The organism is Corallococcus sp. BB11-1, assembly GCF_026626625.1.
GTDB classification, from domain to species: Bacteria; Myxococcota; Myxococcia; order Myxococcales; family Myxococcaceae; genus Corallococcus; species Corallococcus soli.
Map to the genome: position 1 here is coordinate 1 of NZ_JAPNJY010000022.1, position 19,793 is coordinate 19,793.

The 19,793-nt window shown below is 68.8% G+C and carries 16 protein-coding genes and 6 tRNA genes; 1 reads left to right on the forward strand and 21 read right to left on the reverse strand.

Annotated elements, in window-relative coordinates; genetic code table 11:
• The 8 genes from OV207_RS16735 to OV207_RS16770 form a co-directional block, all read right to left on the reverse strand.
• On the reverse strand, window positions 1-1,641 hold a 1,641-nt coding region (locus OV207_RS16735), incomplete at its 3' end, for a peptide ABC transporter substrate-binding protein (RefSeq protein WP_420715227.1).
• A 131-nt stretch (window positions 1,642-1,772) separates the two neighbouring features.
• Complete coding sequence (lon, locus tag OV207_RS16740; RefSeq protein WP_193347748.1) at window positions 1,773-4,232, reverse strand: endopeptidase La; 2,460 nt, start codon at window positions 4,230-4,232, stop codon at window positions 1,773-1,775.
• 194 nt (window positions 4,233-4,426) lie between these two features.
• Entirely contained in the window at window positions 4,427-6,634 is a 2,208-nt protein-coding gene (locus tag OV207_RS16745; protein ID WP_227027000.1) for a prolyl oligopeptidase family serine peptidase, read from the reverse strand.
• Between the two features lie 172 nt (window positions 6,635-6,806).
• On the reverse strand, window positions 6,807-8,090 hold the full coding sequence (gene clpX, locus OV207_RS16750) for an ATP-dependent Clp protease ATP-binding subunit ClpX (RefSeq protein WP_120533149.1): 1,284 nt from the start codon (window positions 8,088-8,090) through the stop codon (window positions 6,807-6,809).
• Window positions 8,091-8,312: 222 nt separating this feature from the next.
• Window positions 8,313-8,933: an ATP-dependent Clp endopeptidase proteolytic subunit ClpP gene (gene clpP / locus OV207_RS16755; RefSeq protein ID WP_267556188.1), complete on the reverse strand. Its 621-nt coding sequence runs from the start codon at window positions 8,931-8,933 to the stop codon at window positions 8,313-8,315.
• Window positions 8,934-8,983: 50 nt separating this feature from the next.
• Window positions 8,984-10,261 carry a trigger factor gene (gene tig / locus OV207_RS16760; protein ID WP_267556190.1) on the reverse strand — a complete coding sequence of 426 codons (1,278 nt, stop codon included), beginning with the start codon at window positions 10,259-10,261 and terminating at the stop codon, window positions 8,984-8,986.
• Between the two features lie 104 nt (window positions 10,262-10,365).
• A tRNA-Leu gene (locus tag OV207_RS16765) sits at window positions 10,366-10,447 on the reverse strand.
• Between the two features lie 115 nt (window positions 10,448-10,562).
• Window positions 10,563-10,635 (reverse strand) — tRNA-Lys (locus OV207_RS16770).
• A gap of 339 nt (window positions 10,636-10,974) precedes the next feature.
• Between OV207_RS16770 and bet the strand changes: the two genes are divergently transcribed.
• A complete protein-coding gene (gene bet, locus OV207_RS16775; protein ID WP_267556465.1) occupies window positions 10,975-12,054 on the forward strand; it encodes a phage recombination protein Bet in 1,080 nt (359 codons plus the stop codon).
• Window positions 12,055-12,221: 167 nt separating this feature from the next.
• Here the strand turns inward: bet and OV207_RS16780 are convergent.
• The 13 genes from OV207_RS16780 to OV207_RS16840 form a co-directional block, all read right to left on the reverse strand.
• Window positions 12,222-12,295 (reverse strand) — tRNA-Arg (locus OV207_RS16780).
• A gap of 20 nt (window positions 12,296-12,315) precedes the next feature.
• A tRNA-His gene (locus OV207_RS16785) sits at window positions 12,316-12,389 on the reverse strand.
• 96 nt (window positions 12,390-12,485) lie between these two features.
• Window positions 12,486-12,562, reverse strand: a tRNA-Arg gene (locus tag OV207_RS16790).
• A 45-nt stretch (window positions 12,563-12,607) separates the two neighbouring features.
• Window positions 12,608-12,681, reverse strand: a tRNA-Pro gene (locus tag OV207_RS16795).
• A gap of 71 nt (window positions 12,682-12,752) precedes the next feature.
• On the reverse strand, window positions 12,753-13,340 hold the full coding sequence (rdgB, locus tag OV207_RS16800) for an RdgB/HAM1 family non-canonical purine NTP pyrophosphatase (protein WP_193347745.1): 588 nt from the start codon (window positions 13,338-13,340) through the stop codon (window positions 12,753-12,755).
• A complete protein-coding gene (gene rph, locus OV207_RS16805) occupies window positions 13,337-14,041 on the reverse strand; it encodes a ribonuclease PH (RefSeq protein WP_193347744.1) in 705 nt (234 codons plus the stop codon). The genes rdgB and rph overlap by 4 nt, the downstream gene beginning before the upstream one ends.
• Window positions 14,042-14,084: 43 nt before the next feature.
• Complete coding sequence (locus OV207_RS16810) at window positions 14,085-14,891, reverse strand: N-acetylmuramoyl-L-alanine amidase family protein (protein ID WP_267556191.1); 807 nt, start codon at window positions 14,889-14,891, stop codon at window positions 14,085-14,087.
• Between the two features lie 78 nt (window positions 14,892-14,969).
• Window positions 14,970-16,028: a selenide, water dikinase SelD gene (selD, locus tag OV207_RS16815; protein ID WP_193347742.1), complete on the reverse strand. Its 1,059-nt coding sequence runs from the start codon at window positions 16,026-16,028 to the stop codon at window positions 14,970-14,972.
• A gap of 12 nt (window positions 16,029-16,040) precedes the next feature.
• Window positions 16,041-16,985, reverse strand: coding sequence for an FHA domain-containing protein (locus OV207_RS16820; protein ID WP_193347741.1), 945 nt, complete (start codon window positions 16,983-16,985; stop codon window positions 16,041-16,043).
• A 37-nt stretch (window positions 16,986-17,022) separates the two neighbouring features.
• Complete coding sequence (locus tag OV207_RS16825; protein WP_193347740.1) at window positions 17,023-17,745, reverse strand: tetratricopeptide repeat protein; 723 nt, start codon at window positions 17,743-17,745, stop codon at window positions 17,023-17,025.
• A 38-nt stretch (window positions 17,746-17,783) separates the two neighbouring features.
• A complete protein-coding gene (locus OV207_RS16830; RefSeq protein WP_267556193.1) occupies window positions 17,784-18,488 on the reverse strand; it encodes a hypothetical protein in 705 nt (234 codons plus the stop codon).
• Window positions 18,485-19,255, reverse strand: a complete 771-nt coding sequence (locus OV207_RS16835; protein ID WP_193347738.1) for an outer membrane protein assembly factor BamD — start codon at window positions 19,253-19,255, stop codon at window positions 18,485-18,487. Before OV207_RS16835 ends, OV207_RS16830 begins: the two co-directional genes overlap by 4 nt.
• Window positions 19,256-19,267: 12 nt before the next feature.
• Window positions 19,268-19,774 carry a regulatory protein RecX gene (locus tag OV207_RS16840; RefSeq protein WP_193347737.1) on the reverse strand — a complete coding sequence of 169 codons (507 nt, stop codon included), beginning with the start codon at window positions 19,772-19,774 and terminating at the stop codon, window positions 19,268-19,270.
• Window positions 19,775-19,793: the final 19 nt, after the last annotated feature.

The following is a 19,793-nucleotide window of genomic DNA, read 5'->3' on the forward strand; positions in this document are numbered from 1 at the left end:
GCGCAGGAAGTTGAACGGATCCACGTCCAGCCCGTGCAGCCGCGCCCGCGCCCGGAAGTAGCGGTCCGGGTGGTACAGCGGCGCGATGACGGCCTGCTCGCCCACCAGCACCTCCTGGGCCTTCGCGTACAGCTCACGCGCGTGCGCGGCATCCGCGTCGCCGTCCGCCGCCTCCAGCAGCTGCTCGAAGCGCCGCATCGGTTCGCCGTTGCCCTGCGTCTCCCAGCCCGTCTGGTGGTTGCCCTGCCGCTCGAAGAGCGTGAAGAACGTGTTCGGGTGCGCGTAGTCCGCGCCCAGCCGGCGCAGGTGCAGGTCATACGCACGCGGCCCCTGCGGCGTCCGCCGCGCCACCTCCGCGGAGAAGTCCGAGCGCGAATCCACCACCACCCGCACCCCCACCCGCGCGAGCTGCGCCGCGATGCGCTCCGCCAGCGCCTCCTCCGGCACGAAGGAATCCCCCGCCTTCACCACCAGCCGCAGCGGCCGGTCCAGCCCCTCCACCCCGGCCAGCTCCGCCTTCGCGCGCTCCGGCTCGTAGCGCGGCAGGCGCGCGGCCTGCTCGGGCGTGGCCGCGTCCGGCAGTTCCGGCGGCAGCAGCACGTTCGTCGCGCGCGCGGCCGGCAACAGCCCGGCGAGCAGCGCCTCCCGGTCCAGCGCCCGCGCCAGGGCCCGCCGCACCTCGGGCCGGTTCAACGGGGGCCGCTCCGTGTTGAAGGCGAGGAAGTACGTGGACAGGAGCGGTTCGCGCTTCAAGTCCACGGGCCGCATCCCCCGCAGCGCCGCCGCGCTGTCCACGAAGACGAAGTCCACGCGCCCGCGTTCATACAGGGCCGGGCCAATCTCCGACTTCAGCAGCGTCAGCACCCGGGCCGGCGTCTCCCCTGGCCCCAGGGGCGGAGGGAACGCGCTCCTGGGGTTGTACACGAGCCGCACGCGCTCCCCGGCGCGGTCCCAGCGCTCGACGCGGTAGGGCCCCACCGCCAGCGGGCGCCCGTCGCGGGGCCGGTCGAAGTAGTCGCGCACCGCCTCGTCCGACTTGCCCTCCAGGTCCACCGACGGCGCGGGAAAGAACAGGTACACGTTCGCCAGGCGCGCCAGGAAGTAGCTGCGGGGCCGCGCCAGCGTCACGCGCAGCGTCCGCGCAGCCACGGCCTCCACGCCCACGCGCGACAGCGCGGCCTGGACCTCCGCCGCCGGGGCCCCGCGCTCCAGCAGCGCGAGCACCGCCTCCGCGCCCTCCAGGTCCGCCATCTCCCCGCGCTCGCGGCCCACGAGCGCGCGGTGCCAGCCGAAGACGAAGTCGCGCGCCGTCACCGGCGAGCCGTCGGACCAGGTGACGTCCGCGCGCAGGTGAAAGGTGTAGACCTCATGCCCGCCCGCGTCGATGGCGCGCTCCCACCGCTCCGCCAGCCCGGGCCGCACGGCGTGGTCCGGCCCCAGCGTGGTGAGCCCCTTCTGCGTGGCGAGCATCACCGGGTAGTTCACCCAGCTCATCGGATCCGAGTGGCTCCAGTCGAGCGTGGTGGGCATGGCCGGCACCACCACCTTCACGCCCGGCTCGGGCTGGAAGCCGCACGGCCCGCAGGCCGCGGCCACGACCAGCACCAGGGAGTACCAACCGATTCGAGCGCGAGGAGCCACCGCCCGCGTTGTACCCCGACCTGCCCGCAAAAAGAGAAGCCAGGAAGCCCACCGACGCAGGGTCGGCCGGCATCCTGGCTTCGCACCACCCGCCCCCGGGCCCTCACGGGCCCCGGGACGCCACCCGGCCCTTAGGTCGGGGGCGACGACGGCGTGGAGGCCACGTCCGCGACGGACAGGCCGCCCTTCAGGTTGTCACCCGCGCCCTTGCGGCCGAACTCCTCCGGCTTGTCCAGGAGCAGCGCCTCGCGCAGCACGTCATCCACGAACTCCACCGGGACGATGCGCAGCGCCTTGCGGATCTTCAGCGGGATGTCCTTCAGGTCCTTCTTGTTCGCCTTCGGGATGAGGACCGTCTTGATGCCCGCCCGGTGCGCCGCCAGCGTCTTCTCCTTCAGACCGCCAATGGGCAGCACGCGGCCGCGCAGCGTGATTTCACCCGTCATCGCCACGTCGCGGCGGACCGGGACGCGGGTGAGCGCGCTCACCAGGGCCGTGGCCATGGTGACGCCCGCGGACGGACCGTCCTTGGGGATGGCGCCTTCCGGCAGGTGGACGTGGATGTCGTAGTTCTCGAACACCTTGCGGTCGATGCCGAAGCGCTCCGCGCGGCTGCGCACGTAGGACATGGCCGCCTGCGCCGACTCCTGCATCACCTCGCCCAGCTTGCCCGTGATGATGAGCTTGCCCTTGCCCGGCATGGACGTGGCTTCCGTGGTGAGGATCTCACCGCCCAGCTCCGTCCACGCGAGGCCCGTGACGATGCCCACCTGGTCCTCGCTCTCCGCCACGCCGTAGCGGAAGCGGGGCGTGCCCAGGAACTTCATCGCCTGCTTGCGGTCCACCTCGATGAGGTCCCGCTTGCCGTTCTTCAGCACGTCGCGGGCGATCTTGCGGAACACGCCGCCAATCTCGCGCTCCAGCGAACGCACGCCCGACTCGCGCGTGTACCGGTGCACGATGGTCTTCAGCGCGTCGTTGCTGATGTCGATCTTCAGGTCCGCCAGCCCGTTGGCCTCCTGCTCCTTCGGGATGAGGTAGCGCCGCGCGATGGAGAGCTTCTCCGGCTCGGTGTACCCCGCGATACGGATGACCTCCATGCGGTCCTGCAGCGGACCGGGGATGTTGTGCATCGTGTTCGCGGTGCAGATGAACATCACCTTGGACAGGTCGTAGTCCAGGTCCAGGTAGTGGTCGTTGAAGTTGTGGTTCTGCTCCGGGTCCAGCACCTCCAGCAGCGCCGCGCTCGGGTCGCCACGGAAGTCCGTGGACATCTTGTCGATCTCATCCAGGAGGAACACGGGGTTGTTGCTGCCCGCCTTCTTCAGGGACTGGATGAGCTTGCCCGGCATCGCGCCGATGTACGTGCGACGGTGGCCGCGGATCTCCGCCTCGTCGCGCACACCGCCCAGCGACAGGCGCACGAACTTGCGGCCCGTGGCCCGCGCGATGCTGCGCGCCAGCGACGTCTTGCCCACGCCCGGGGGGCCGACGAAGCACAGCACGGGGCCCTTCAGCTTCTTCACCAGCTGCTGCACGGCCAGGTACTCGAGGATGCGCTCCTTCGGCTTCTTCAAGCCGTAGTGGTCCTCGTTGAGCACCCGCTCCGCTTCGGTGACGTCCAAGCGGTCCTGGGTCTCGTCGTACCAGGGCAGGCTGATGATCCAGTCGATGTAGTTGCGGACGACCGTGGCCTCGGCGCTCATCGGGCTCATCATCCGGAGCTTCTTCAGCTCCTTCTTGACCTTGAGCGTGGCCTCCTTGCTCATCCGCTTGTTCTTCAGCTTCTCTTCAATCTCCTGGATCTCGTTCTTGAACTCGTCGCGCTCACCCAGCTCCTTCTGAATGGCCTGCATCTGCTCATTCAGGTAGTACTCCTTCTGGGTCTTCTCCATCTGCTTCTTGACGCGCGTGCGGATCTTCTTCTCCACCTGGAGGATCTCGATCTCGCCCTGCATGAGCTCGTAGAGCTTCTCCAGCCGCTTGGCCGGGGACTCCGTCTCCAGCAGCGCCTGCTTGTCGTTCAGCTTCAGCGACAGGTGCGCGACGATGGTGTCCGCCAGGCGCGCCGGGTCGTCGATGCTGGCGACCTGCATCAGCATCTCAGGCGGGATGCGCTTGTTGAGCTTCACGAACGCTTCGAAGACGGAGTGGACGGAGCGCACCAGCGCCTCCAGCTCCACGCTCTTCTCGAGCGACTCCTCGACCTCGTCCACCTCCACCATGAAGAAGGCGTCGTTCGGGTGGAACTTCTTCACCTTGGCGCGGCGCACGCCCTCCACCAGGACCTTCATCGTCCCGTCGGGAAGGGGCAGCAGCTGGATGAGGTGCCCGATGGTGCCGAAGTGGAAGATGTCGTCCGGCGAGGGGTCGTTGGTCTTCGCCTTCTTCTGGGCGGCCAGGAGGATGACGGCCTTGTCATCCGGCCCCTTGTGGGCCATCGCGTCCTTGAGGGCCGCGATCGACTTCTCTCGTCCGACGAACAGCGGCACCACCATGTGCGGGAACACGATGATGTCCCGAAGGGGCAAGAGCGGGATGGTGAGTCCCCGCTTCTGGGCTTCCTTCTTGTCGTCACGTCCGAAGAACATGTATCCGCCACCCGCTGGCCTGCCAGACGGGCAGGCCCTTCAAGAGTTGCCCACATGCCCGCCGAGCGCGCATGCAGGGTGAAACACCGCTCTATAACACGCCGGTCGCGGCCCCCGTTCCCGTCACAAGATTGGGGGTCCGCACCCTGCCTTCAAGGGAACAGCGGGAGGTTGCAGTGTGTCCTCCCGGGGGATTATCGGCCCTCGGTCGCCACCTCGCCCACCGGGCGGGCCACTCCCAGGACCTGGAAGAGGAAGGCGTACATGTCCGCGCTGGACTCAATGGCCTTGGCCACCTGGTCCGCCCCTCCGTGGCCCGCGTTCGCTTCGATGCGTAGCAGCGTGGGCGAGGAATTGCCCTTCGCGTTCTGCACCGCCGCCACGAACTTGCGCGCGTGCATGGGGTCCACGCGGTCGTCGTGGTCCGACGCCATCATCAGGAGCGCCGGGTACTTCACGTCCTGGGCCACGTGGTGGTAGGGCGAATAGGCGTACAGGGTCTTGAACTGGGCGGGGTCCTCCGCGGAGCCGTACTCCGGCACCCACGTCCGCCCGCTGCCGAACAGGTGGTAGCGCACCATGTCCAGCAGCGGCACGCCGCACACCACCGCGCCGTACAGCTCCGGCCGCTGCGTCATCGCCGCGCCCACCAGCAGGCCGCCGTTGCTGCCGCCGTAGATGGCCAGCTTCTTCGCCTGCGTGTACTTCTCCTTCGCCAGGAACTCGGCCGCGCCGTTGAAGTCGTCGAACACGTTCTGCTTGTTCGCGCCCCGGCCCGCCTCATGCCACGCGGCGCCGTACTCGCCGCCGCCGCGCAGGTTGGCCACCGCGTAGATGCCGCCCGCGTCCAGCCACGGCAGGATGCTCGCGCGGAAGGTGGGCTGCATGCTGACGAAGAAGCCGCCGTACCCGTACAGCAGCGTGGGGGCGGTGCCGTCCTTCTTCAGCCCCTTCTTGTAGACGAGGAACATGGGCACGCGGGTGCCGTCCTTCGACGGGTAGAAGACCTGCTCCGCGGTGTACGCGTCCGGATCCATGGGCACCTCCACCTTGGCCCACAGGTCCACCTTCCCGCCCTTCATGGACGTCCGGTACACCTGCCGGGGCGTGGTGAAGGAGCTGTAGGCAAAGTAGGCGTCGTCCTGGTCCTCCAGGCCCAGCAGGTTGCTGGCGGCGCCCACGCCCGGCAGCGCCACGGTGCGCACCGGCTTGCCCTCCAGCGTGGTGATGCGCAGCTCCGTGGCCGCGTCCTTCAGGTACGCCAGCGCCAGGTGGCCCCCCACCAGCGACACGCTCTCCAGCGCCGCCTTGGGGTCCTCCGGCACCAGCTCCTTCCAGTTCGCGCGCTCGGGCTTCTTCGGGTCCACGCCGAAGACGCGCTGGCGCGGGGCGCCCTCGTCGGTGACGACGTAGAAGCGGTCCTTCCAGGTGAGGACGTTGTACTTGGCGCCCTTGCCCTTCACGAGCAGCCGCCAGTCCTTCTCACCCGGGTGCTTCCAGTAGACGTCGTTCTCGCTCCAGCCGCGCAGGATGGAGACGAAGAGGTACTTGCCGTCGCGCGACAGCTCGCCCTGGAGGAACGTCGTCGGGTCGCCGGTGCGCTCGTGCACCACCACGTCGTTCTTCGGGTCCTGGCCCAGGACGTGGAACTTGAGCGTGGTGTAGCCCGGCCGCGCGTCCACGGGGATGGAGGGGTCCGTGGGCAGCCACTCGTAGTAGAAGCCCTTGCCGTCCGGCGTCCAGCTGGGGTTGGCGTACTTGGCGCCTTCAATCACGTCCACCTTGGACCACTCCCCGGTGGCCACGTCCATGACGTGCAGGATGGCCTCGTCCGCGGCGTTGGGCCGCAGCGGGAAGGCCACGCGCTTGCCGTCCCATGACGGCACCCACCGGCCCAGGGACACCTGCTGGCCGTCCTTGCTCAGGGCGTTCGGATCCAGCAGCACCTTCTCCTGGCCGGACTCGCCGTCCTTCCAGTAGACGATGGCCTTCTCCTTGTCCTTGTGGGTGCGCATGTAGAAGTAGCGCTGGCCCCGGCGGAAGGGCGCCGTCACCGAGTCCACGTAGAACAGCTCCGTGAAGCGCTTCGTCAGCGCGTCACGGCCGGGCATCGTGTCGATGGCGGCGCGCGCGAAGCCGTCCTGCGCCTTCATCCACGCCTGCACCTCGGGGGACTTCTCGTCCTCCAGCCAGCGGTACGGATCCGCCACCTGCTGGCCGTGCAGCGTGTCCACCACCGCTTCGGAACGGGTCGCCGGGTAGGCCATGCGGGAAGGGCCCTCCTGGGCCGGAGCGCTGTTTCCCGCGGACGACGCGGAAGGCGGGACCTCTTCGCGCGTGGCCTCCTTCGAGGAGGCACAGGCCGCGAGCGACAGCAGGGCGGGCACGAGCAGCTTTCTCATGGGGCACAGCAGATACAAGAAGGCCCCGCGCCCGGCCCGGAAAAAGTGCGGGCTCGGCCTCCCGCCTGCGTCCCCCGGAAACGACGAAGGGCGCGTCCCGGGCCGCGCTCCTGCCGCGGTGCTCCGTGACGCGCCCCGTCATGTCCCCGCGGCGCTCAACCGCCGCGCGGGCTCAGGCGGATTCCTTCTTCGGCTCCGGTGTCTCCTTGTTGTCCTGGGAGTGGAGCACCACGGGCTCGCTCTTCTTGAGGATGACCTCCTCGGAGATGAGCACCTCGCGGGCCGTCTTGCGGGACGGGATTTCGTACATCACGTCCAGCATGGCGGTCTCCAGGATGGAGCGCAGGCCACGGGCGCCGGCCTTGCGGCGGATGGCCTCAGACGCAATCGCCTTCAGGGCGCCGTCGGTGAACTTCAGCGACACGCCGTCCAGTTCGAAGAGCTTGCGGTACTGCTTGGTGAGCGCGTTCTTGGGCTCGCCCAGGATGTTCACCAGCGCGCCCTCGTCCAGTTCCTCCAGCGCGGTGATGATGGGCAGACGGCCGATGAACTCCGGAATCATGCCGAACTTGAGCAGGTCCTCCGGCTCCACCTGGCGCAGGAGCTCGCTCAGATTGCGCTGCTTGCGCGACTGGATCTCCGCGCCGAAGCCCAGGCTGCGGCCACCCATGCGGCGCTCAATCACCTGCTCCAGCCCGCCGAACGCGCCGCCGCAGATGAAGAGGATGTTGGTGGTGTCCACCTGCAGGAACTCCTGCTGGGGGTGCTTGCGTCCACCCTTGGGCGGGACGTTGGCCACCGTGCCTTCGATGATCTTCAGCAGCGCCTGCTGCACGCCCTCGCCGCTCACGTCGCGGGTGATGGACGGGTTCTCCGACTTGCGGGCGATCTTGTCGATCTCGTCGATGTAGACGATGCCCCGCTGCGCGCGCTCGATGTCGTGGTCGGCGGCCTGGAGCAGGTTGACGATGATGTTCTCCACGTCCTCGCCCACGTAGCCGGCCTCCGTGAGGCACGTGGCGTCCGCGATGGTGAAGGGGACGTTGAGGATGCGCGCGAGCGTCTGGGCGAGCAGCGTCTTGCCGGAGCCGGTGGGGCCGAGCAGCAGGATGTTGCTCTTCTGCAGCTCCACGTCGTCCATGGCGACCTTGGACTCGATGCGCTTGTAGTGGTTGTGCACCGCCACCGACAGCGTCTTCTTCGCCCGCTCCTGGCCCACCACGTACTCGTCCAGCACGGCCTTGATTTCAGAGGGCCGGGGGATGCGCAGCTTGGTGTCCTTGGTCTCCTCGCGATCGATCTCCTCCGCGATGATGTCGTTGCACAGCCCGATGCACTCGTCGCAGATGTAGACCGTCGGGCCCGCGATGAGCTTCTTGACCTCCTTCTGCGACTTTCCGCAGAACGAGCAGCAGAGGGTCTGGTTGTCTCGCTTCTCCACGTTCTTACCCGCCATGAAATCCCTCGCTGCGCCTGAAAGGCCCCAACCGACTTCCGCGTCCGGTCCCCTGCCCCTGCCCAATCTAGTCAGCCCCCATAAGGGACGTCCACGCACCTTCCGGGTACTTAACAAGGAGAAAATGACCGCGACGCGGAAAGAAGAAGGCCGGAGGCGTGGGAAGGCATTCCCAGCACCCCCGGCCGCCGGCCGAGTCCCTGTCACCCCGGTCCGTGGTGTCTACTTCTTCTCTTCCACCTTCACGCCGGCGACCTTGCGGGGGTCCTGGATGGAATCCAGGATGCCGTAGGCCTTCGCCTCGGCCGCGCTCATGAAGTAGTCGCGGTCCGTGTCCTTCTCCACGCGCTCGATCGTCTGCCCGGTGTGCTTGACGATGAGCTCGTTGAGCTTCGCCTTCATCCGGAGGATTTCACGGGCCTGGATTTCGATGTCCGTCGCCTGCCCGCGGGCGCCGCCCAGGGGCTGGTGGATCATGATGCGGCTGGAGGGCAGCGAGTAGCGCTTGCCCTTCGCCCCGGCCAGCAGCAGCACGGCGCCCATGGAGGCCGCCTGCCCCACGCAGATGGTGGACACCGGCGCCTTGACGTACTGCATCGTGTCGTAGATGGCGAGGCCCGCCGTGACGGAGCCACCCGGCGAGTTGATGTAGAGGTTGATGTCCTTGTCCGGGTCCTCGGACTCCAGGAACAGGAGCTGGGCGACGATGGCGTTGGCCACGTCGTCGTCGATCTCCGTTCCCAGCATGACGATGCGGTCCTTCAGGAGCCGGCTGTAGATGTCGTACGAGCGCTCACCCCGGTGGGTCTGCTCGATGACGTAGGGGACGGGCATGAAGGGCATGTCGGATGGACCTCTAGAAGGAGCGCCTGAGCCTTACTGGGAGAAAAGCCTCAAGAATACTTCGCCCGACCCTTGAGGAATTCAATCGTCTTTTCCTCGCGGAGTCGCAGAGACAACCCCAGCCGCTCGTCCGGGCCCTTGAAGTACTTCTTCACCTGGGCGACGGGCTGGTTGGCCTCGATGGCGAGGTCCTCGATGCGCTTCTCCACGTCCTCGTCGGACGCCTGGATGTTCTGCTGCTGGGCAATGGCCTCGAACAGCAGCGTGCCCTTCACCTCCAGGACGGCCTTCTCGCGCATCTCCTCGCGCAGCCGGTTGAAGTCCAGGTTGAGCTGGCGCGGGTCGATGCCCTGGCGCTGCATCTGGCGGAAGGCGCCCTCCATCATGGAGTCGATGGCGCGCTCCACCATGGCGCGGGGCACGTCGAACGCGTTCTTTTCCAGGAGCGCCTTGATGAGCGCGTCGCGCTCGTCCACCTGGGACTGGTTTTTCTTGGCCTTCTCCAGGTCGGAGCGCACCTTGGCGCGCAGCTCGTCCACCGTCTGCGCGACGCCGGTCTGCTTGGCGAAGTCGTCGTTGAGCTCCGGCAGCACCGCCTTCTTCAGCTCCTTGACGGTGATGTGGAAGGTCGCCGTCTTCCCACGGATGTCCTCCACCTGGTAGTCCTGGGGGAAGACGTAGTCGATGTCCTTCGACTCGCCGACCTTCGCGCCCTCCAGCTGCGGGATGTTGCCCTCGATGAGCTCGCCTGCCTGCACGCGCACGCCGATGCCGTCCGCCTTGCTGCCAGGGAACGGGTTGCCCTCCACCTTCGCCTCGAAGTCGATGGTGACCTGATCGCCGGAGGCCGCGGTGTCGCGGTCGGTGACGGGCTCGATGCGGCCCAGGTTCTGGCGCATCCGTTCAATCTGCTCGTTCACCGTCTCATCGGAGATGGCGGTGTCGATCTTCGTGAGCGCCACGCCCTCGAAGTCCTTGGCCTCCACGCGCGGCTTCACCTCCACGCGGGCCTCGAAGTTGAAGGGGGCGTTGGGCTTGAGGCCGGAGTTGGTCACCTGGGGCGAGGCGACGGCCTCCACCTTGTGCTCGCGCACGGCCTCCAGGTAGGCCTTCTGCACCACGCGCTGGATGACGTCGTCCTCCACCTGCTCGCGGTAGCGCTGCTCGAGGATGCGGCGGGGAACCTTGCCCTGACGGAAACCAGGCAGCTTCACCTGACCGCTGAGCGCGGCATACGCGCGGTTGAGTTCCTCCGCCACGCGGGCGTTGTCGACCTCGATGGAGAGCTTCTTCTCGATGGGAGAAAGCTCTTCGACCTGGACCTTCATGCGGGCCTCGCTCGCCGCCTCCACGGGCCTTCGCGTCCCGGGGCGGCAACCGGAAAGTGGGACGTGCGGCTTTAGGGGATAGGCACGAACGGGTCAACGCGAAATGGGCGAGGAGGGACTCGAACCCTCACACCTTGCGGTACCAGATCCTAAGTCTGGCGCGTCTACCAGTTTCGCCACCCGCCCGGCGCGACAGGCAACTGTCCTACCGCGAAACGTCCGGCCGGGACAGGGGCCCTTCCGGCGCGCGTGACGCCGGAAAAGAAACAGGGCCCCTTCATTCCTGAAGGGGCCCTGCGAGTGAGAGCGGAGGGAATCGAACCCACAACCTATGGATTAAGAGTCCATTGCTCTGCCAATTGAGCTACGCTCCCGACTGCTTGGCCTCGACGCGTTGGCTGCGCGACGTCGATGGCGGCGGTGAATACCGGTCGCCGCCCGCGCTGTCAAAACGTTTCTGCACCCCCCTTTCATTCTTCGCGTGATGACCGGATGCCCGGCGTGCGGCCGGCCACTCCAGGATCGCCGCGACGATGCGAAGGCACGGGCCGGCCTGCATGTTGATCCACGCCGTGATCCGCGCTTCAGGCCTGTAGCACGCGCCTGGGGGAGCCCCTGCCCGCACGGGAGGGCTGCGGCGTTGCGGCGGCAACCAGGTGGGCGGGCGAGGGTCGCCCGTCCTTTTCGTGGAGTGGATGCAGGAGATGACAGTGATGGAAGCCAACGTGAAGGCGGACGGAGCGACGTCGCCGCAGGGCGCGGCCTGGAACCGGGAGCGGGTGGACCTGGTGAAGCGGACCATCTGCCCTCGGGGAATCAGCGAGGACGAGTTCGCTCTCTTCATCGAGCAGTGCAAGCGGAGCGGGTTGGATCCGCTCCTCAAGGAAGCCTTCTGCGTGGCCCGCCGGCAGAACGTGGGCAACCGCGAGCGGCCCAACTGGGTGACGAAGTACGAGTTCCAGCCCTCCGAGGCCGGCATGCTCGCCCGGGCCGAGCGCTTCCCGGACTTCAAGGGCATCCAGGCGAGCGCGGTGTTCGCCGAGGATGAAATCGTCGTGGACCAGGGCAAGGGCGAGGTGGTGCACCGCTTCAACCCGGCCAAGCGCAAGGGCGCGCTGGTGGGCGCCTGGTCGCGGGTGGTGCGCGAGGGGAAGCTGCCGGTGGTGGTGTGGCTGGACTTCGCCGGCTACGTCCAGCAGACGCCGCTGTGGGCGAAGATTCCCACGACGATGATCGAGAAGTGCGCCCGCGTGGCGGCGCTGCGCAAGGCGTATCCGGAGGCCTTCGGCGGACTGTACGTGCGCGAGGAGATGCCGGCGGAGGAGCTCGACGCCCACGCGCACGCGCCGCTGGCGGAGGAGCCCGTGCCGCCGACGGGCGCCTACGAGGTGCTGGGCTCCAAGCCGGGCCCGGTGAAGGCGTCCTTCCCCACCCTGGCCCCGGCGCCCGCCCCGGCTGAAGCCCGTCCGGCGGAGGTGGAGACGCAGCAGCTCTCCATCGACGTGCCGCTGGCGCCGGTGGCCCCCGCCGCCGTCCCCGTGGCGCCCGAGCGCCCCAAGGTGAGCGCCGTGGTGGTGGCGTTCGGCCCGCACAAGGGGAAGACGACGGCGGAGCTGTCCGACGACGAGCTGAGCGAGACCATCGACCTGGCGCACGAGAAGCTGATGGAGCAGCCCCGGGCCCGCTGGGCGAAGGCGATGCGGGAGAACCTCACCGCGTTGGAGGCGGAGACGGAGCTGCGGTGCCGGGTGCCGTCCGCCAAGGACGGCGCCGGCGCGACGCCGGAGGCCTGAGCGCTCAAGGCGCCTTCGCTGGATGAAACGACGCCCGCGTCCCCGGCCATGGGGGCGCGGGCGCTCCGCTGTCCGGGAGGGCAAACAGGCTGAAGCGGGGTCTGGAGCCACGAGCGCGGAGCTGGAAGGAACCAGCGTCAAACGCGGCTTCGAGGGGGTTGAGACAGTGCGCCCAGAGGGACTTGAACCCCCAACCCTCGGCTTCGAAGGCCGATGCTCTATCCAGTTGAGCTATAGGCGCGGCGGGAAGCGAAGAAGAAGGGCGGACAACCGGGATCGAACCGGCAACCTCCGGAGTCACAGTCCGGCGCTCTAACCAATTGAGCTATGTCCGCCGTCACTCACCCACATCACGGCTTTTGAAGCGGCGGTCTCCTACCGTGGAAACCGGGGCCGTTCAAGGCCCAAATCAACAACCCCTCCAAGCAGGTTGGCGCCCCAGGCAGGACTCGAACCTGCGACCCCCGACTTAGAAGGTCGGTGCTCTATCCAGCTGAGCTACTGGAGCCTGCCGGGAAACCCTCACTGCACTGCTCAACGACGGCACTTCAAATCGGGGCGAGAGGATTCGAACCTCCGACCCCCTGCGCCCAAGGCAGGTGCGCTACCAGGCTGCGCTACGCCCCGAGAAGTGCCGCATTCTTCGCCCAACGCGGACGGACGCGCAAGCTTGCTGTTCCTGACGCCCGCCCGTCCGGTCAGAGCGCCAACAGGTGCTCCCGCATCCGCTGGAAGGCCTTGGCCCGGTGGGACACCCGCGACTTCTCCTCCGGCGTCAGCTCCGCCATGGCCCGGCCGCCCTGCCCCGCCACCTGGAACACGGGGTCGTAGCCGAAGCCGTGCGTCCCCCTGGGCGCATGCAGGATGGTGCCCTCGCAGCGGCCCACCTCCACCCGGGGCTCGCCCGGGCCCGCCACCAGCGCCAGGGCGCAGCAGAAGGACGCCGTGCGCTTCTCGTCCGGCACGCCGGCCAGCTCCGCCAGCAGCTTCTCGTACCGGGCCCGGTCATCCCCCGGCGCATAGCGCGCGGAGAGCACGCCGGGACGTCCGCCCAGCGCGTCCACGCACAGCCCCGAGTCATCCGCGAGCGTGGGCAGCCCGGTGGCCAGCGCGTACTCGCGGGCCTTCTTCACCGCGTTCGCCTCGAAGGTGTCGCCGTCCTCCACGGGTTCGGGCACGGGGGGCAGGTCCTTGAGGGACACCACCTCCACCGCGTCCCCCACCAGCATGCGCAGTTCGCGCAGCTTGCCGGCGTTGCCGGTGGCGAAGAGCAGCCGGGGCTTCATCCCAGCACCCTGGCCTGGGCGGCGGCGAGCTGCTGGATGGCGGCGAGCCCTCCGTCCAGCATCGCGTCCATCGCCTTGCGGTCGAAGAGCTTGTGCTCGGCGGTGCCCTGCACCTCCACGATGCGCCCGTCCGCCGTGGCCACGAGGTTCAGGTCCACGTCCGCGGTGGAGTCCTCGTCGTAGTCCAGGTCCACGCGCACCTCGCCGTTCACCACGCCCACCGACACGGCGGCCAGCGGGGTGAGCTTCGCCAACATGCCCGGCTTGTTGAGCGAGCGCATCGCCAGCACCAGCGCCACGTACGCGCCGGTGATGGACGCGGTGCGCGTGCCGCCGTCCGCCTGGAGGACGTCGCAGTCCAGCGTGAAGGTGCGGACGCCCAGCGAGGGCAGGTCCACGGAGGCGCGCAGGGCCCGGCCGATGAGCCGTTGGATCTCCATGGTGCGCCCGGTCTGCTTGCCCTTGGCGGCCTCGCGCGCGCTCCGGGTGTGCGTGGCGCGCGGGAGCATGCCGTACTCGGCCGTCACCCAGCCGGAGCCCTTGCCCATCAGGTGCGGCGGGACGCGGTCCTCCACCGAGCAGGTGACGAGCACCTTGGTGTGGCCGAACTCCACCTGCACGGAGCCCTCCGCGTAGCGGTTGACGTTGGGCGTGAGGGTGACCGGCCGGAGATCCAGCGCACCACGTTGGAAGGAACGCACGAGGGAAGCTCCTGACGCGAAGGGACGTGAACCCCGCGCTTTATCAGGGCCCGGTGGATCCAGCCACCGGCGCGGAGGGCGAGTGGTCCCTGCGGCGCGACTCCCGGAGGAACGCCTGCACCCCGTCCGAGATGGCCTCCGCCAGCGCCTCCTGGTACGCGGCCTTCCCCAGCCGGGCGCCCTCCTGCGGGTGGGAGATGAAGCCCACCTCGATGAGCACCGCCGGCGCCTCCACGCCCGTGAGCACGAAGAACGGCGCCTGCTGCACGCCCCGGTCCGCCGCGCCGCTCTTCGACACCAGGCGCGGGTGGATGGCGTAGGCCAGCCGGGACGCATCCGAGTGCGCCTCCGTGCGCGCCAGGTCATCCAGGATGAAGGCCAGCGTGGAGTGTCCCCGCCCGGCGCGGGCCGTGGGCGCCTCCGCGTTCTCGCGGTCCGCCACCGCGCGCGCGGCCTCACCGGAGGCGTTGGCGGAGAGGAAGTACGTCTCGATGCCCTCGGTGCGCTCGCGCAGCCGCTTCGTGGGCATGGAGTTGGCGTGGATGGAGAGGAAGAGGTCCGGCCGCTGGATGTTGGAGAAGTCCACCCGCTCCGACAGCGCCATCTGCGTGTCCTGCTCGCGGGTGAGGAACACCTCGCTGCCCGCCGCCTCCAGCTTGTCGCGCAGGCGCTGGGCAATCTGGAGGGCGATGTCCTTCTCCCAGAGGTTCCCGGGCCCCTTCGCGCCCTCCTTCGCCCCGCCATGGCCCGGGTCGATGACGATGCGCGCACCGCGCTCCCCCGCCTGGGACAGGGCGGGAAGCAGGCACAGCAGCGCGAGGAGACTCAAGGGGGAGGGGCGCGGCGACATTCGCGCCCCGGATGCTACCGGAGGCCCGGCCCGGAGGCGAAATCCGCCCCCTCGCCTTCCAACACCCCTGCTTCCGACTCAGCCCACCACGTCGATGCCCGGCCGGCCCGCCTGGACCTCGCCGATGAGGGACGCGTCCACGCCCGCCTTCTCCAGCGCCTGCACCGCCTTGAGCGCATGGCGCGCGGGCACGCTGGCCAGCAGGCCGCCGTTGGTCTGCGCATCCGCCAGCAGCCACTGGATGTGCTCCGGCAGCCCCTCCGGAAAACGCACCTTCGGCTTCACGTGCGCCAGGTTCGTCTTCGTGCCGCCCGGCACCACGCCGTCCTCCGCCAGCCCCGGCACCTCCGCGATGAGCGGGATGCGCTCCAGGTCCAGCAGCGCCCTGGCCTTGGAGCCGGTCATCATCTCCAAGAGGTGGCCCAGGAGCCCGAAGCCCGTCACGTCCGTGAGCGCGTTCACCTTGAATGCGCCCGAGGCGAACACCTCACCGGCGGCCTTGTTGAGCGTGGTCATCTGCGCCGTCACCCGCTTCACGAGCGACTTGGACGCGAGCCCCCGCTTGATGGCGGTGGTGGCGATGCCGGTGCCCACGGGCTTGGTGAGGATGAGCACGTCCCCGGGCTTCGCCCCGGCGTTGGTGAGCACCTTCTTCGGGTGCACCACACCCGTGACGGCCATGCCGTACTTGGGCTCCGGGTCGCGGATGCTGTGGCCGCCCAGGATGGGGATGCCCGCCTCGTCCGCCTTGGACTGGCCGCCCGCGAGGATCTTCTGGAGCACCTTGAGCGGCAGCTCCTCCGGGAAGCAGACGAGGTTCAGCGCGAACAGGGGCCTGGCGCCCATGGCCCAGATGTCCGACAGCGCGTTGGCCGCGGCGATGGCGCCGAACTGGAACGGGTCGTCCACGAGCGGCGGGAAGAAGTCCACCGTCTCCACCACCGCCATGCCCGGCGCCAGTTGGTACACCGCCGCGTCGTCGTGGGTGGTGAAGCCCACCAGGGCCTGCGGGGGTGCGGCCGTCTTCAGCCCGCCCAACACCCGCGCCAGGTCCCCTGCCTTCAACTTCGCCGCGCAGCCCGCGCAGTGGCTCATCTCGGTGAGGCGCCTGGCCTTCACCGGTTTCTTGCCCGCCATCGTGTCCCCGCCCTACTCCGCGCGCACGTAGTCGCGCTTCATGAGCTGCACCACGGATTCGGCCGTGAGCACGTCGTCGCCGTCCGAGTGGTCCAGCACCCCGCCCAGCGAGCCGTGGTTGTGCACCAGCTGGAGCACGTCCAGCAGCTCCGGCGTCAGCTCCTTGAGGGGCGGCGTCAGCGGCTGCGCGAGCCTCAGCGCCGTCGCCATGGGCGGCAGCTGCGGCTGCAGGCGCTTGAACTCGTCCAGTTGCCGGAGCGCGTCCATGAGGAGCGCTTCGGTGGAGGAGTCCAGCTCCACCATGAACTCCTGGCTGTCCGCGGCGCGCAGTTCGAAGTCACCCTCTTCCCAGGTGACGATGCGGTTGAAGCTCTTCTGCGGACCCAGGTTGTGGTTGTCGTCGATGACCGCGTAGTACACGCGGCCCTGGCGCAGGTAGATGCGGCCCTCGTGGGCGTTGTTCACCACGAGCACGCCGTTCTTCTTCGACGTGTGGAAGAGCTGGAGCAGGTCCGGCAGGGGGATCTCTTCAATCTTCCCCGTCATGGAGCTGGCCTTGGTGGTCCGCGCGGCCTGGGCGGCGGCGGCCTCCTCCAGCTTCTGCTTCACCACGCTCTCGTCCACGGCGGCGCTCTCCGCGCCCTGGTGCACGAGCTTGAGGATGGAGGTGCCGATGAGGATGCGGTCCCCCTCCTTGAGCCGGGCCTGCTTCACCTTCTCGCCGTTGACGAAGGTGCCGTTGGTGGAGCCCAGGTCCTCGATGGTGATCTTCCCGTCGGAGAACAGGATCTTCGCGTGCTTGCGCGAGACCATGTCCTCCACGAGCACCATGTCCAACTCGCTCGACCGTCCGACGACGATCTGCTTGTCGGCCTTCAGCGGGAACTCACCGCCCTGGTACTTCCCGGAGATGAACTTGAGGGCAAACGACTGCGCCGTACCGCTCGGAGTGCTCACGGTGCCGCGACCTCGATGATGGAAGTTGCCATGGTGCTCAACCCGTCACTTCCGCCTTCCCCGGGTCCTTCACCAGGTTCAGGTACATCTGCGCGCTCTTGTTGCCGGGGCTGCGCACGAGCACGTCTTCCCAGACCTTCACCGCCTCGTCACGGCGTCCCGCCGAGTACAGTGCGATTCCATAGTTGATCCGTCCAGGAATGTACGACGGATTCTGCGCGATGACCTGCTCGTACTCGGAGAGCGCGGCCGCGTTGTCCCCGGCATCCCGCAGGGCGTTGCCCAGCTTGAGGCGGATGTCCACGAACTCCGGGAAGTGCGCCAGCGCGCGGCGGTACTCCTCAATCGCCTTGGCCCACACGCCGCTGGAGGCGAACACGTCGCCGATGTCGGCGTACATGTTGGCCACCTTCTTCATGACGTACGGATCCAGCTCGCCGGGGGCGCCCTTCTGGCGGGACAAGGCGGCCTGGTAGACCTCCTTCGCCTCCGCGTACTTCCCCATGTCGTTGTAGATGACCGCCAGGTTGAGGGCGGCCTCGGTGTACGCGGGGTTGAGCCGCAGCGCGGACTCAAAGGCGCGCTGCGCCCGGGCGAACTGGCCCTGGTCGTGGTAGATGATGCCGAGCATGTTGTAGACGTCGGCGAAGGTCGGGTTCTGCTCGACCACCTTCGTCAGGTACTGCTCGGCCTGGGCGTACTGCTTCTTCTCGAAGGAGCCGCGCCCGAGGGTCAGTAGCTGCTTGAGGGCTTCTTCCATGACTCGGCCCCGCGCGGGCCCCTTCCTCCGCGGGTAGCCTACATGAGGCTGGGCGAAAACAAGAATTGATCGCCCTGCCGCACGAGCAAAAGCTGGCGCTCCCCCCGGGTGTCCACCGGTCGAGACGGGAGATCCCCCTCCACCCGGTAGTGCTCGGTGACGACGGCTTCGTCGCGCTCCAGCCGCACGTACCACGCCTCCACCCGCAGGCGCCGCTTGCGCAAGGGGGCCATCTCCTCCCACGCCCGGCCCACCCCGCCGTCGCCGCCCGGGGCCATCAGCCGCGTCAGGGCCTCTGGCATTCCCAGCTCCAGGGCGCGCCGCCGCGCCTCCAGCGCCGCCACCACCGCCACCAGCCGGGGCGCCTCCGAGGGCGTGGGCTTCCAGCGCCCGGATTCGCGCGAGAAGGGCACGAGCTCCACCCCGGCGGTGCTGACGACGGTGGTGCCCAGCTTCCCCTCGAAGTCCAGCGTCGCGGCGGCCTCCGCCCGGCGGCCGTCCGGCGCCACCGACACGGAGATGCGGGCGTACTGGAGCTTCTGGGAGACGAGCGGGAGCGCGGCGCCGGGCACGGACAGCGACACGCCGTCGTGTTCGGACTCCTTGAGCGAGGTGACGACCTCCGCCTCGGGTCCCGCCGCGATGCCCAGGAGGCGCGGCCCCAGGAACGCCACGGCGGCCACCCCGGCGAGCAGGGCGATGACGATGCCACCCAGCCGCCCCCAGTCCTCCAGCCGCCTCACGACCCCAGCATCTTCTGGGCGCGCTCGGCGGCGGGGGTGCCCGGCAGGCGCTTGATGACCTGGCGCAGCGTGTCCTGGGCGCGCTGCGGGTCGTTGAGCTTCCCGTAGGCCTCGTGCAGCTTGAAGAGGGCCTCCTCTTCCAGCGTCGTGCCCGGGTAGTCCTTGAGCAGCCCTTCCAGGCGCTGGGCAACGGCCTTCCAGCGCTCGCGCCGGGCGTAGAAGGACGCGACGTACAGCTCGTGCCGGGCCAGCCGGAAGCGGGCGTCGTCCGCGTGCACCTTCGCGTCCGTGGCGTACTGCGACTGAGGGTACTGGCGCAGGAAGGCGTTCATCGCCCGGAGCGCGTCGTACATGGGCTTCTGCTCCTTCTCGTACGAAGGCGGCAGGGCGAAGAACTCCGAGGGGAACTCCTCCACGTAGGACAGGGCCGCGCGGTAGGCGGCGTAGTCCACCTTGGGGTGCGTGGGGTGCAGCTTGATGAAGGAGTCGAACTTCTCCCGCGCCTCCGGGTACATCTCCCGGGCGAAGTCCAGGTCCCCCAGCTTCAGCTCCGCTTCACGGGCCGCCTCCAGGTAGGGGTACTTGGCGCGGACGTGGTCGAAGTACTTCTCCGCCTTGAGGAAGTCCTTGTCCTCCATCGCGGCATCGCCCAGCGCCAGGTTCTCCATGGCCTGGCCGGCGTAGTTGGGCTCGCCGGCGGGCCCCTGGGACAGGGCCGCGCAGCCGGAGAGCAAGAGGACGGTCACACACAGGACGACAGAGCGCATCACGCCCCCAAACTATTCGTCCTGCCCGGAGGGGTCCAGCGAAGGTTCACCCACCAGACGGGTCACGATGTCGGGCGCGAAACCCCGGCTGAGCAGGAGCCGCCCCGCGCGCGCCTGCTCCTTCGCGTCCAGCGGGCGGCCCGCCAGGCGCCGCTTCTCCAGCACCTGCCGGGCGGCCTCCAGCGCGTCGAAGCCCACCGCGTCCTTCGCGGACGCCAGCGCCTGCCGGGCCACGGCGCCCTCCAGGCCGTGCGCCTGGAGCCGCTGGAGGACGGCGCGCGGCCCCAGCTTCCCCTTGCCCAGCAGGGACGTGGCGCGGTCGCGGGCGAACTTCGCGTCGTCCAGGTAGCCCCATTCGGAGAGCCGGGCGAGCACCTGGTCGCGCACGGGGCCGGGGTAGCCCTTGCGCTCCAGGGCGAGCGTCAATTCGTGGCGGCTCCGGGCGCGCACCGAGAGCAGGCGCAGACAGGCGTCGGTGGCGCGCTGGACAGCCTCCGGACCTTCGGGCTCCTCAACCATCGCGGAGTCCCTACCATGT

Bases quoted from the DNA above. Each gene is read 5' to 3' on its own strand.
- lon (WP_193347748.1), bottom strand. From the start codon at position 4,232: ATGTTCTTCGGACGTGACGACAAGAAGGAAGCCCAGAAGCGGGGACTC.
- OV207_RS16745 (WP_227027000.1), bottom strand. From the start codon at position 6,634: ATGAGAAAGCTGCTCGTGCCCGCCCTGCTGTCGCTCGCGGCCTGTGCC.
- clpX (WP_120533149.1), bottom strand. From the start codon at position 8,090: ATGGCGGGTAAGAACGTGGAGAAGCGAGACAACCAGACCCTCTGCTGC.
- clpP (WP_267556188.1), bottom strand. From the start codon at position 8,933: ATGCCCTTCATGCCCGTCCCCTACGTCATCGAGCAGACCCACCGGGGT.
- tig (WP_267556190.1), bottom strand. From the start codon at position 10,261: ATGAAGGTCCAGGTCGAAGAGCTTTCTCCCATCGAGAAGAAGCTCTCC.
- bet (WP_267556465.1), top strand. From the start codon at position 10,975: ATGGAAGCCAACGTGAAGGCGGACGGAGCGACGTCGCCGCAGGGCGCG.
- rdgB (WP_193347745.1), bottom strand. From the start codon at position 13,340: ATGAAGCCCCGGCTGCTCTTCGCCACCGGCAACGCCGGCAAGCTGCGC.
- OV207_RS16810 (WP_267556191.1), bottom strand. From the start codon at position 14,891: ATGTCGCCGCGCCCCTCCCCCTTGAGTCTCCTCGCGCTGCTGTGCCTG.
- selD (WP_193347742.1), bottom strand. From the start codon at position 16,028: ATGGCGGGCAAGAAACCGGTGAAGGCCAGGCGCCTCACCGAGATGAGC.
- OV207_RS16825 (WP_193347740.1), bottom strand. From the start codon at position 17,745: ATGGAAGAAGCCCTCAAGCAGCTACTGACCCTCGGGCGCGGCTCCTTC.
- OV207_RS16835 (WP_193347738.1), bottom strand. From the start codon at position 19,255: ATGCGCTCTGTCGTCCTGTGTGTGACCGTCCTCTTGCTCTCCGGCTGC.
- OV207_RS16840 (WP_193347737.1), bottom strand. From the start codon at position 19,774: ATGGTTGAGGAGCCCGAAGGTCCGGAGGCTGTCCAGCGCGCCACCGAC.